This is a genomic window from Bacillus cereus group sp. MG1 (assembly GCF_040460035.1).
Lineage (GTDB): Bacteria > Bacillota > Bacilli > Bacillales > Bacillaceae_G > Bacillus_A > Bacillus_A cereus.
The window spans coordinates 2,015,001-2,028,353 of the sequence record NZ_JARVGY010000001.1 but is presented as its reverse complement, the minus strand read 5'-3'; the positions used below and the strand labels follow the sequence as shown (position 1 = coordinate 2,028,353).

The following is a 13,353-nucleotide window of genomic DNA, read 5'->3' as shown; positions in this document are numbered from 1 at the left end:
GTTAGCAAGTGATATTTTAGTGACGTTAAAAGAAATTAGTGTTCATTTTATCCCGCTAATTGTGAGTAGTAAGATTCCTGCCTCAAAAATTAGAAGCTAGATGCCGGTAAACGCTCGATTGGTGTAGGCTAATTAAAGTTTCACTTTATAATTTTTCCTAATTCCTTTTAAACATCAGTTTTTAGTAAAAAAACCTGCTGAATTTCAGCAGGTCTCAAATTGTTACTATAGATTACTATGAGAAGCGTACTTCGTCAATTTTTTCTTAATAATGAAAATTACTCATTTTACTCTGTTGAGATAGATGGGTCTGCCTGTTCTTTTTTCGGGATAATCTCAAAAAACTGGTTCTGTATATCATCTAATAATGCTGTTAATAAAGCAACTTCCTCATATTGCTCATGTTCGTTTAGTACACGAATATAGTCTAGCAATAATTCAGTTACATCTTTCAAACCATTTTTACTAATTGGTTGTAATGTAACATTTGCGCCTTTTGCAATTCTTCTTTTTAAGGCCTGTTCTGTTAGGCCTAAGTTTGAATCATGACGCAAATAAACAACACCGCCAGTCATGCCAGCGCAAATCCATGGACCAGGGTCACCTAAAACAAGCGCTCGCCCATTTGTCATATATTCAAAAGCAAAACCTTTAATATTGGAGTATGACCCTATATTTCCTTGCTCTTTTTCACGGAGTGGTTTTGTTATTCTACCTCCAATTATCATGTCTGCCCCAGAAAGGCGAATGCCAGCGCGAGCATCAGCGTTCCCTTGCACGTATAGTGCCCCTTTTTGTGCACCATATCCAAATCCTTTTCCGACAGAACCGTTATAATATACTCCGTCTTTTCCTTTTGATTTCGTTATATAAATCCCACCACCAAAGGAAGTTTTACCAATGCCATCTTGTGCGCCGCCATTTACGTGTATAAATAAATTTTCACTATTGTAAGCGCCTAACCCATTTCCGGGAATAGAACCATTCGTATACTTTAATGTAAGTGGTTCAAGTTGAGTAGCTTCATATAGTTTACTGCGAACGCGATAACATGATTCTAGACCACCCATAACGCGTTGCTCTACACCAACGCCTACTAATTCTTTTGAGTCAGCGGAATGAACTGTCTTAAATTGTTTTTCTGGTACACCATCTGTTGTTGTAACAGATGGATGTTCTATTATTTGTAATAAATTACGTAAGTTTAATAAATTTTCGCCTCGAACTTGCTCTAATAAATCAGAACGCCCAACAATTGCTTGTGAATTTGTATACCCAAGCTGTCCTGTTAATCGTTTTAGTTCTATACCGAAAGAGGTGAATAAATTTAGCAGGCCAGTAACTGCGCTTTCTAATTCGCGTGGGACGAAGCGGCGTAACCCATGTTCCTTTGCTTGTGCTTCAGACTCGATTTGTGTTGCAATTCCGACATGGCAAGTATCTAGATGACACCCACGGCAAGTAGTGCAGCCGATTGCAATCATTGATAGTGTGCCAAATCCAATACGGTTTGCTCCGAGAAGCATGATTTTCAAGGCATCATTTACACTTCGAATACCACCATCTGCCCAAATCTCTACTTTATGTCTCATGCTCGCTTCTAATAAAGCGTTGTGAGCGGCTTTAACACCAATTTCTACAGGAAGACCTACATGTTGCAAGGCGTGAATACGTGCAGCACCTGTTCCGCCATCGAATCCGCTAATGTTAATAAAATCAGCACCAGCTTTGGCGATACCGACAGCAATTGTTCCGATATTAGGAACGACAGGGACTTTCACGGCTACTTTGGCAAGTTGATTAGCTGTTTTAATTTCCGTAATCATTTGAGCTAAATCTTCAATTGAATAAATATCATGGTTATTAGAAGGTGAAATTAAATCTGAGCCAATTGTCGCATTACGTGCTTCAGCGATTTTGGCTGTTACTTTTGAACCAGGTAAATGCCCACCTTCCCCAGGCTTTGCGCCTTGACCGATTTTGATTTCAATTAAGTTCGATGAGTTTAGTAGTTCGGCATTTACTCCAAATCGCCCAGATGCCACTTGTTGTCCACGTGTATGTGGATATTTTCCAATCATATCTTTAATTTCGCCGCCTTCACCGTTCAAGCTAATCATATTTAGCTGATCGGCCGCTTCTGCATATGCGCGAAAGGCAATTTCGTTTTGAGAACCAAATGACATAGAACTAATAATAAATGGAAAATCATGATTTTTAATGCCGATAGATACTTCTTCAGTTGGAACGACATGTTTTGTTTGTTTCGTTTGAACAAGGTGTCTGATTGCGATGGGATTATTCTCTTCTAGTTCACTTAACTTGTCACGGTAATCATCATAAGAATTTCCTTTTGCAACATCGCCGATTGCTTTCCAAATTCGCGGGAATATATGAAATGATTTTCGCATTCTAATTTTAGGATTGTTATAATCATCCGCTCGCATTTTTGCATCTTCAGCAAGTGATTCAAGTGAAAAAGCTAAATCATTTGAACCGAAGAAATTTGTAATCTGTAATATATTTGCGATTTCTTCATGTAACCCAATAGATGAATAGAGACGTCCGTAACCACGTAACTCATGAATTCCAATTGTTGAAATGACTTTTTCTAATCCTTTATTAAGTGCATTATACAGATTCGTAATTGGTGTTTTTGTTCCATCATTTACAGTCGCGAATAATAAATATGGATTAATACTATCTGCTCCTAATCCATATAGCGTGACAATGTCATGTAAGGAGCGAAGGGCACCAGAACGTATAACGAGAGAACAATTGCGGCGTAATTTATTTTCACTTAATGCTTGATGTACTTTAGCAGTAACTAAATGTGGATCAATCCACAATCTTTCATTTAGATGGGCTTTTACGTCATCTAATACTAGTAGGGAAGCACCATTGTTAACAGCAGCTATCGCTTCAGAATTAATGCGGCTTAATGCACATTGTAGAGTTTCTGACGAGCTGAATGTAGCAGAGATTGTGGCGATAGAGTTATGAGTTTTAAATAGCTCTATGAGTTGTTCGTACGTAATTGTGTGTAATTCCTCTGCAATAGGTTGTGCCACGCTGCCTTCTAAAATAATTGGTGAAAGCATTTCAACTAGAAATGGCCGTTTTGCGCCGCTTAATAAACTTGGACGCTCTCCAAGTACAGTACGTGTAGAGAAGTGTTCAATTTCACGGTCACGGTCAATTGCAGGGTTTGTAACAACAGCTACACTTTCTTTAATGAAGTCAGCGATATTTCGTCTATCAGTATCAAGTGCGGCAAGTGGTGAGTCATGCCCAAGTGAGCGTATTGGCTCAACGCCTTTTGTTGCCATCTGTTCAAGGAGTTGAATATGTTCTCGGTCCCATCCGAAAGCGACGTATTGTTTCGTTTCAACTTGAACAGAATCACATAGCCCTTGGATTTTTTTCGTTTCAGGGATAGATAAATTTAAATGGTAATTGGTAGTATCAATTCGCTTTTTAAAACGGTTATATACTTGGATTTGATATTTGTCATATTCATAAAGAACAAGTTCATCTTGTTCATTCCATTTTAATCCGACTTTTTCTCCAGGAGCGAGTGGTTTTGGTTCTGCTACATATTTAGTTGGTGATACAACTCCAGGTTCAGAAGAGAAAATATAAGAGCTCTCTGTCTCTACTTTCCATACTGGGCGTAATCCAAGGGAATCAACGCTGAAAACAGCTTCATCTTTAAAACGGGAAATGATGCCAGCTGGTCCTTGGGCAAAATGTCCCCACGCTTCACGTATATACGTATATAAATCTTGTAAAGGTGTTTCATAAAGTTTAATTTCATTAATAATTGGTGGGAATAGAATTTCCATTGCTTCAAATAAGCTGTAGTTGTATTGAACAAGTAGGGTTTCTAAGGTGCGGTTTAAATCTTGAGAGTCACTGCCTCCTGCAGTAAGTGGTACATCAATCATTTCAGCTTGATCGCGTAATTTCGCAATTGTGTTAATTTCACCATTATGTCCGAGAATGCTAAATGGTTGTACACGAAAAAAATTAGATAATGTATTAGTAGAGTAGCGGTTATGTCCTAATGTCATAGTTGAAGCGATAAGCGGATGTTGTAAATCATTATAGTAGGCAACAAGCGTATCACCAGCACCTAGAACTTTATATACAACATGATTACGACTTAATGAAGCAACATGAATTGCTTCGTTTTCCTCTATTTTTATTGTGACAGAAAATAATGTTTGCTCAATATTTGTAATTTCGTTTTCTGCGATAAGGGCAACTTGCCAAAATAAAGGTTCTTCTTGTTTACCAAGTGGACCGAGTGCATCTGAGTTTGTTACATCATCACTTTCGAAAATGATAGTAAAGTTTTTGTTGTTTAATTGCGTACGAATATAATCTTTTAAGGCAGTAATGTCTTCTTTTTTATTTAGAAAAAAATGTCCAACGATAAAGTGGGGATGATCCACAATCGTTGGATTATATCCGCTACTTTTTAGTTTTTCATTCCAAAGCGTTTTTGGTATATCAATGTGAATGCCGATGCCATCGCCCTCACCATTAATGAAACCAGCTCTATGATTCATTTTGACGAGTGATTGTATGCAAAGGTCAATGTTTTCTTTTGTAGCAATTTTTCGTTTCTCCATAACGGAAACGATTCCACACGCATCATGTTCTGCATTTCTATAATCTCGAAATAAAGACGGTGTCCATGTATTTTTTTTATTGAGCATCCGTCAATCCCCCCTCTTGTAAAAGTTAGAATAATCTTACTATTTAAGGTGCGAATCACCTTGTACACAGAGATAGTAATGCTGTAAAAGAGTATAAAACAGATAATTATGAATAATTATACTATTAATACGGAATTTATGAAATAGAAAAAAGGAAAAAAGAAAGGTGAGCTTTCTTTTTTCCTCAGGCTGTGGAGAAAGTCTTCTCCACAGCCTGTTTTTGTGTCTGAACCTCTTTTTATGTGTCAACACTGATAAAAAAGAGGAAAAGGAGAGAGTTTTTATGATGGGTGCTTTAAAAAATCATCGTGATGAACGTGTATCTGTTTCTGTAGAAGAGTTGGTTCCACAAGATCATTTCCTTCGTGCGATTGAAGCGACAATTAGTTTTGATTTTATTGAAGAGAAATTACGCCCTTATTACTGTGAAAACAATGGACGTCCGTCAATCCATCCTATCGTTTTATTTAAAATGATGTTTATTGGATATTTTTACGGTATTCGTTCGGAGCGTCAATTGGAAAAAGAGATTAAAACGAATATCGCCTACCGTTGGTTTTTAGGATTTTCTCTATCAGATACTATTCCAGATCATTCTACAATCAGTTGGAATCGCCGTACCCGCTTTATTCATACAAATATTTTCGAAGAAATTTTTGATGAGATCGTGAGGCAAGCGACAGAGCACCGGATGGTGGGAGGACGTGCGCTAATGACAGATTCTACGCACATTAAGGCCAATGCCAATAAAAATAAATTTGTACATAAATATAAAAAAGAAAAAGCAAAGTTTTATATAGATGAGCTAGAAGCTGCGGTAATCGAAGATCGTAAGGTACATGGAAAAAAGAATTAAAACCTAGAGAGGAAAGTGATACCCCTACCAAAAAAACTCGTATAAGTACAACGGATCCAGATAGTGGATTTTTAATGAGAGATGGAAAACCGAACGGTTTTCATTTCTTAGACCATCGTACGACTGATGCGAAGTACAATATTATTACAGATACCTATGTAACGGCTGGAAATATGGCAGATTCCGAGCCATATTTAGCACGCCTCCAAGCTCAAATTGATAAATTCGGGTTCAAAGTAGAAGCTGTAGCTCTTGATGCAGGCTATTTTACGAGCTATATCTGTAAGAAATTATCGGAGAGAAATATATTTATGGTGATGGGGTATCGCCGATTTGGAAAAAGAAATAAAGAAGTACCAAAAAGCCAATTTAAATATGTAGAAGAAATGAATGCATTCGCTTGTCCGATGGGGTGTATTTTAGAGTATGCGACAACGGATCGTGAAGGATATCGTCAATATAAATCGAAGCCAGAAGACTGCGCTGTTTGTCCGCTACGTGAGGTATGTTTTTCAAAGAAACAAAAACAAAAAGTTATCACTCATCATATATGGGAGAAATATAAGGATATCGCTAGAAAAAACAAACTAACAGTTACAGGGAAAAAGTTGTACAAAGTACGCTGTTCAACTATAGAGCGAAGCTTTGCAGACGCCAAAGAACTACATGGCTATCGATATGCTCGATTTCGAGGGCTGAAGTCTGTCCAAATGCAGGCTTATCTCACCGCAGCTTGTCAAAACATGAAAAAAATAGCCCTCCATCTGACCAAAAAAGGTCTGGTGGAGGGCTATTTTTTTGAAACTCTATTATTTTATGTTGTTTTTATTCGCTAAAATCAAAATGATTACAGAGTGTTGGGAACCCCTAAAGGGTTTCCCAACACTCTGAGGAAAAAAGAAAGGTGAGCTTTCTTTTTTCCTTTTAATGACGGGATTATTTATTGTCTGCTAGGGCAGCAAATGCTCTGCCGACAGCTTCGATTGTATATTCAATATCTTCTTTTGTATGTTCTGTAGTTAAGAACCATGCCTCGTATTTAGAAGGTGCTAAGTTAATTCCTTCTTGAAGCATAAGCTTGAAGAATTTACCGAACATTTCACCGTCTGTATCTTGTGCGGCATCGTAATCTTCAATTGTATTTGTTGTGAAGTATACAGTTAAAGCCCCTTTTAGACGGTTTAATGTAATGTCGATATTATGTTTCGCTGCTTGTTCTAAAATTCCTTTTTCAAGCATTGCACCAAGTTCATCTAATTTCTCATAAAGCCCTTCTTGTTGAAGCACTTCTAGACAAGCGATACCTGATGCCATAGAAGCAGGGTTTCCTGCCATTGTACCAGCTTGGTATGCAGGTCCAAGCGGAGCAACTTGTTCCATAATTTCTTTCTTACCACCGTAAGCACCGATTGGTAAGCCGCCGCCAATAACTTTACCAAGCGCTGTTAAGTCAGGTGTCACACCAAGTAAGTCTTGAGCACCACCGTACATAAAGCGGAAAGCAGTAATAACTTCATCATAAATTACTAATGCGCCAGCTTCGTGAACAAGTTCATTCACTTTTTCAAGGAATCCTGGTTTAGGCTCTACAATACCGAAGTTTCCAACGATCGGTTCTACAAGGATAGCTGCTACTTCATGACCCCATTTATCTAAAGCCTCTTTTAAAGTTTCTACATTATTAAATGGAACAGTAATAACTTCTTGTGCAATACTTTGTGGTACGCCAGCTGAGTCAGGAGTTCCTAAAGTAGAAGGACCAGATCCAGCTGCCACAAGTACTAAATCAGAATGACCGTGGTAACAACCAGCGAATTTCATGATTTTTGTGCGACCTGTATAAGCACGAGCAACACGAATCGTTGTCATCACTGCTTCTGTACCAGAGTTTACGAAACGGACTTTATCTAATGCAGGCATTGCTTCTTTTAACATTTTTGCGAATTTTACCTCTAGCGCTGTTGGTGTTCCATAAAGTACCCCATTTTCAGCAGCTGTTGTAATTGCTTTTGTTATATGCGGATGAGCATGTCCAGTAATAATAGGACCGTATGCTGCTAAATAATCGATATATTTATTTCCGTCTACATCCCAGAAATAAGCGCCTTTCCCACGTTCCATAGCAACAGGAGCGCCGCCGCCAACTGCTTTAAAAGAACGAGAAGGACTATTAACACCGCCAACGATATGCTCTAAAGCTTCTTTATGTAATGCTTCTGACTTTGTGAATTTCACTACAATTCATCTCCTTACAAAAATCTATGTATTATTCTAACATGTTTTTCGAAAAGACGTATTGTTTGTGATAGCGAAGGCAGTTGGGTAAACTATTCGTTGTGACATTTAGGAGGGGGGTCCGATTATGAAATCGGTAATTGAGGTACAAGGGTTACGTAAAGAGTTTACAGCCTATTCAAGTCGTCCGGGCTTAAAGGGTGCATTTCGCGATTTATTAAATCGTAATTATAAAATAGTACCAGCAGTAAATGATGTATCTTTTACTGTAAAGCAAGGTGAAATGGTTGGTTATATCGGTGAGAACGGTGCTGGTAAATCAACAACAATTAAAATGCTTACGGGGATTTTAACTCCGACATCAGGGCAAATCACAGTAAATGGAATGAACCCACATAAACAAAGAGAAGAATTTGTAAGAACAATTGGTGTTGTTTTTGGACAGCGTTCGCAACTTTGGTGGGATATTGCAGTACAAGAATCGTTTCGTTTATTAAAGAAAGTGTACGGTGTATCAGACGCTCAGTATAAGGAGCATATGGAGCACGTAATTGAAACGTTAGATATAGGGCCTTTATTAGATAAACCAGTTCGAAAATTATCTCTTGGTCAAAGAATGCGTTGTGAATTAGCGGCAGCCTTAATTCATAATCCACCGTTATTATTTTTAGATGAGCCAACAATTGGGTTAGATGTACTTGTGAAATTGAAAATACGTGAATTTTTAAAAGAAATGAATGAACGTTATAAAACAACAATTTTATTAACAACACACGATATTACTGATATTGAAGCTTTATGTGAGCGCGTTATCATGCTGGATGAAGGGAATATTATGTATGACGGTTCTTTAAGTAATCTTCGTACGCAGTGGGGAGCAGAGAAGGAAATTCACTTTCAGTTTGTTGCACCAGTTTCCTATCAGGCTTTATCAATGGTTATGCCAGATAATCATGTCGTTTGGTCGAAAGCGAAAGAGGAAAATGCATGGGTTGCAAAAATTCCGAATGAAGAAGTTATTATTTCAATGCTTATTTCTAAAGTAGTACAAGCATTTCAAATTAAAGATTTAAAAATTAACGAAGTGTCTACAGAGGAAATTATTCGTAACATTTATGAAGAAGGTATTACGCATGGGTAAGTATATTGAAATGATTCGAATTCGCTTTTTAATGATGCTTGCGTATCGTACAAATTACTATAGCGGGATTTTAATTTATACGATTAATATCGGTGCTTACTATTTTTTATGGCAAGCAATTTATAGCGGAAAAGAGAATATTGAAAGTTTATCTATTTCGCAAATGACCACGTATATCGCAATCGCGTGGATGGCACGTGCCTTCTATTTTAATAATATAGATAGGGAAATTGCGATGGAGATTCAAGAAGGACGTGTGGCTGTAGAATTAATTCGTCCGTATAACTATTTGGGAATGAAAGTTATGCAAGGTCTTGGCGAGGGAATATTCCGTTTTGCCTTCTTTTCCATTCCAGGCATGGTTATCGTTACGTTATTATTTTCGTTGCAAATTACAACGAATTTTCAAACTTGGTTATATTTCTTCTTATCTTTAATATTTAGCTTTATTATTAATACACAAATTAATTTAATGACGGGAATGCTTACGTTTTTCCTATTTAATAATAGTGGAATTATGTATGCAAAACGCGTTGTTATTGATTTATTTTCAGGTCTATTATTACCAATTAGTTTTTATCCGTTATGGGCCCAAAAAGCAATGATGTTTTTACCGTTTCAGGCTATTAGTTATATTCCAAGTATGATTTTTTCTGAAGGTATACAGGGGAGTAAGTTGTATGAGGCTTTAGTATTTCAAGTGATTTGGGCGATTGTACTTATTATTCCAATTGTACTCATGTGGAGAACGGCGAGAAAACGTCTAATTGTACAAGGGGGATGATGAGATGCTATATATAAACTTATTTTTACAATATGCAAGTCAATATATAAAAACGAAATTGGAGTATCGAGGCGATTTTATCGTTGGTTTACTTTCTGATTTATCGCTTCAAGCAGTTAATTTAATATTTATTCTCGTTGTATTTGGGCATACACAAGCATTGAAGGGATGGAGTCGAGAAGAGGTAATCTTTATTTATGGTTTCTTTTTAGTACCATTTGCCATCTTTTCAGCTTTCTTTAATATATGGGATTTTAATGATCGATACATTATTAAAGGGGAGATGGATCGTGTATTAACGCGACCGATCCATAGCCTATTTCAAATTATATTAGAAAGAATGGAACTTGAATCTTTAATTGGAGCTATTACAGGGATTGTTGTAATGGGATATGCAGCTGTGGAGTTACAATTATCTTTTTACTGGTATGATTTCTTCTTATTTATATTGATGGTAGGAGGAGGAGCACTTGTATATGGAGGGATATTTGTTACGTTGGCGAGCCTTGGTTTTTGGTCGGATGCGAAAAGTTCAATTATGCCTCTTATGTATAACATAGGTAATTACGGGCGCTATCCTGTTAATATTTATAATCGTGTAATTCGTTTCATTTTAACGTTCGTTTTACCGTTTGCGTTTGTTGGAGTATATCCAGCAGCATACTTTTTAAGAAAAACAGAATGGAATAGTTATGCATTTGCGACGCCAATTGTTGGTATTATCTGTTTTACGATTGCAATCACCCTCTGGAACCAAGGGGTAAAAAGGTATCGAGGCGCGGGTAATTAATTATAGAAGCTTGTTCGTTTCTAAGGGATAAATCAGTTCTCCACCTCATACATATAAAATGAGGTGGAGGACATGTTATGGGGATTTATTCTATTAATTGCAGCAATCGCTATTTTGAAAAGTGTCCAATTATTATGGAGTTCCTATTCGGATTCAACGCGTTTTTTTTCGCTCTATAATTTGGCCACATTATTTTTAATCTATACAACAGTACTAATCGCATTTGGATTAAGTTACGTTGTATTAGAGGAAATGGGTTTCGCAGTTTTGAAAGAGGACGGAGAAAGTTTGAACGCTCATTCTTTTCAACTCGTCGAAGTTTGTTTATATTTTAGCGCAGTTACTTTATTGTCTGTTGGATATGGTGACATATCTCCGATTGGAATTGGGCGATGGATTGCAATCGCAGAAGCGCTAATTGGATATACACTCCCTTTTGCTTTTGTGATGAGGTCTGTAATAGACAATGAAAAATAAGGAAGCATTTGTTATAGTAAAGGAAAAGAGTAGGAGTGATAACTATGATTACAGTAGGAGAAATGGCACCAGAATTCACATTAGAGGGAAGTAATGGAGAAGAAGTTCGCCTAGCTGATTTCCGCGGTAAAAATGTAGTTCTCTATTTTTATCCCAAAGATATGACGCCAGGATGTACAACTGAAGCATGTGATTTTCGTGATGCGTATGGAGTATTTCAAGAGAAGGATACGGTTATTCTTGGAGTAAGTCCTGATTCAGCGAATAGACATTTGAAATTCATTGAGAAACATGAATTGCCATTTACACTTTTAGTAGATGAAGATCATAAAGTAGCAGAGTTATACGATGTTTGGAAGTTAAAAAAGAACTTTGGGAAAGAGTATATGGGAATCGAGCGTTCTACATTCCTTATTAATAAAGACGGTGAACTTGTAAAAGAGTGGCGTAAAGTGAAAGTGAAAGGACATATTGAGGATGTTCTTTCTTATATAAAATAAATCTACATTGGGGATAAAATATGCAGAAACAAGGCAAATGTCTATACATATTTTACTGCCTTACATAAAGTGGAAGTGTAGGGCATACCTCCTCAGATGATAGTATTCCAAGTGCGATTATGTCGCACTTTTTTCTATGGAATATATGAAGAAAAAAGGGAAAGATACATAAAAACAAGTCCTGAATATAAAAATAAACTACATACTTATAGTAGAAATATTGACGATTTATAAGAAAAGGAGTACACTCTTTATAAGAATTATAAAATAATAATCCGTATAGAATCGGGGTGCATGACGGTGGTCAAAGAAGAATTAAAAGAAGCGCTAGAAATGCTGAAAAATACGGGTGTACGCATTACTCCACAGCGTCATGCTATTTTAGAGTACCTTGTGGAATCAATGACGCACCCAACAGCGGATGATATTTATAAAGCATTAGAAGGTAAGTTTCCAAATATGAGTGTTGCAACTGTCTATAATAACTTACGTGTGTTTAAAGAGGTTGGACTTGTAAAGGAATTAACTTATGGAGACGCTTCAAGTAGATTTGATTATGTTACAAGTCAACATTATCATGTGATTTGCGAAAAATGTGGTAAGATTGTTGATTTTCCTTATGGAGGCTTGGAAAAGCTGGAAGAGGAAGCTGCGAAAACGACAGGCTTCGTTATCAATAGTCATCGCTTAGAAATTTATGGCGTTTGTCCAGAGTGTCATAAGGCGTAATATATAATAAAGAAAGAGGCTGACGGCTATACGTCAGCCTCTTTCTTTATTATATAAGGATTAGCGTGAGGTTAATCGGGATTTACAGTGCTAAGTTAGTAAGGAGGGTTAGATAAAAGTTTGTCGAATTTACTTTGTATTGGTGGAAATGAATTCTGGGAGGGGACATTTTGAAGAAATATGAGATTAAAAATAACATTCCTACATTGGAAGAATATAAATATTTATGTGATTCTGTGGGATGGACTAACTATATGAACTTTGAGGTGGCGGAAATATCACTTCAAAATTCGATTTACTGTATAACAGTCAAGGATAATAATCAAATCATCGGCATGGGGAGAATTGTTGGTGATGGGGCTATCTATTTCTATATTCAAGATATAGTGGTTCATCCAGAGTATCAAAAGAATGGTATTGGAAAGAAAATAATGAATACTTTAGTAGAATACTTAAATCAGAATGCTCCAGATAAAGCATTCATTGGTTTGTTTGCGTCGCAAGGTAAAACATCATTCTACGAAAAATATGATTTTAAAGATTATTCGCCTAATATGACAGGGATGTTTACTGTTATTTCGAAAAAATAGGTGTAATAAATTTAATAAAACAATTAAAAAGTTGATTTTTTAAGAAATCAACTTTTTAATGAGTTGAAACGTTTGTAGTGTTGCAAATTCGTATTTCCCTTGATACTTATGATTTATAACTCTTCTTATTATACTTTTCATCAAATTCTTTTCCTTCTAGATCTCGATCTAGTGTTAAAGGTTGATTGCAGTGCATACATGCATCGACACGGCCGAGCATTTTGGTTGGCTTATCACAGCTTGGGCAAATAATTTGGATAGTCTTAGTAGATAACATACCAATCCAAAAGTAAACGACAGTGCTAGCGATAACAGCTAAAAAGCCAACCATCATAAACGTTGTCATAATAATAATGTTTTCGCGGAAAAAGACACCTAAGTATGCAATGAAGAGGCCGATAAATACTAAACTTAATGCAAAGGTCCGGATTTTATTGATTTTGTTTGAATACTTAATGCTCATTCTCACCACGCTCCTATACTAATAATATAACATAAAATTTAGAATTTTCACTCTCGTGTAAATT

Annotated in this window: 11 protein-coding genes; 8 read left to right on the top strand and 3 right to left on the bottom strand. The window is 36.5% G+C overall.

Going from position 1 to position 13,353, the window contains the following annotated elements; all coding sequences use genetic code 11:
* Positions 1 to 287: 287 nt before the first annotated feature.
* Positions 288 to 4,724, bottom strand: a complete 4,437-nt coding sequence (locus tag QCI79_RS10505; protein WP_021728439.1) for a glutamate synthase-related protein — start codon at positions 4,722 to 4,724, stop codon at positions 288 to 290.
* Positions 4,725 to 5,007: 283 nt separating this feature from the next.
* Between QCI79_RS10505 and QCI79_RS10500 the strand changes: the two genes are divergently transcribed.
* A protein-coding gene (locus QCI79_RS10500) for an IS1182 family transposase (protein WP_097914644.1) occupies positions 5,008 to 6,416 on the top strand; the annotation gives its coding sequence in 2 pieces (ribosomal slippage) (positions 5,008 to 5,569 and positions 5,569 to 6,416; 1,410 coding nt in all).
* 100 nt (positions 6,417 to 6,516) lie between these two features.
* Here QCI79_RS10500 and hemL read toward each other — a convergent pair.
* Complete coding sequence (gene hemL, locus QCI79_RS10495) at positions 6,517 to 7,815, bottom strand: glutamate-1-semialdehyde-2,1-aminomutase (protein WP_000673239.1); 1,299 nt, start codon at positions 7,813 to 7,815, stop codon at positions 6,517 to 6,519.
* Between the two features lie 127 nt (positions 7,816 to 7,942).
* On the opposite strand from hemL, the gene QCI79_RS10490 reads away from it, so the two are divergent.
* From QCI79_RS10490 to QCI79_RS10460, 7 genes are all read left to right on the top strand, one after another.
* Positions 7,943 to 8,956 (top strand): ABC transporter ATP-binding protein, encoded by a 1,014-nt coding sequence (locus tag QCI79_RS10490; protein WP_000843658.1) that lies wholly within the window; start codon positions 7,943 to 7,945, stop codon positions 8,954 to 8,956.
* Positions 8,949 to 9,740, top strand: coding sequence for an ABC transporter permease (locus tag QCI79_RS10485; RefSeq protein WP_000521519.1), 792 nt, complete (start codon positions 8,949 to 8,951; stop codon positions 9,738 to 9,740). The genes QCI79_RS10490 and QCI79_RS10485 overlap by 8 nt, the downstream gene beginning before the upstream one ends.
* Positions 9,741 to 9,744: 4 nt before the next feature.
* Entirely contained in the window at positions 9,745 to 10,530 is a 786-nt protein-coding gene (locus QCI79_RS10480) for an ABC transporter permease (RefSeq protein ID WP_000965772.1), read from the top strand.
* A gap of 72 nt (positions 10,531 to 10,602) precedes the next feature.
* A complete protein-coding gene (locus QCI79_RS10475) occupies positions 10,603 to 11,007 on the top strand; it encodes a potassium channel family protein (RefSeq protein WP_000964343.1) in 405 nt (134 codons plus the stop codon).
* 44 nt (positions 11,008 to 11,051) lie between these two features.
* Positions 11,052 to 11,507 carry a thioredoxin-dependent thiol peroxidase gene (gene bcp / locus QCI79_RS10470; RefSeq protein WP_000633710.1) on the top strand — a complete coding sequence of 152 codons (456 nt, stop codon included), beginning with the start codon at positions 11,052 to 11,054 and terminating at the stop codon, positions 11,505 to 11,507.
* A gap of 300 nt (positions 11,508 to 11,807) precedes the next feature.
* Positions 11,808 to 12,236: a peroxide-responsive transcriptional repressor PerR gene (gene perR / locus QCI79_RS10465; protein ID WP_000237829.1), complete on the top strand. Its 429-nt coding sequence runs from the start codon at positions 11,808 to 11,810 to the stop codon at positions 12,234 to 12,236.
* A 170-nt stretch (positions 12,237 to 12,406) separates the two neighbouring features.
* Entirely contained in the window at positions 12,407 to 12,826 is a 420-nt protein-coding gene (locus tag QCI79_RS10460; protein ID WP_000759738.1) for a GNAT family N-acetyltransferase, read from the top strand.
* A 106-nt stretch (positions 12,827 to 12,932) separates the two neighbouring features.
* Here the strand turns inward: QCI79_RS10460 and QCI79_RS10455 are convergent, their stop codons facing one another.
* On the bottom strand, positions 12,933 to 13,289 hold the full coding sequence (locus QCI79_RS10455) for a YgzB family protein (RefSeq protein WP_000025058.1): 357 nt from the start codon (positions 13,287 to 13,289) through the stop codon (positions 12,933 to 12,935).
* Positions 13,290 to 13,353: the final 64 nt, after the last annotated feature.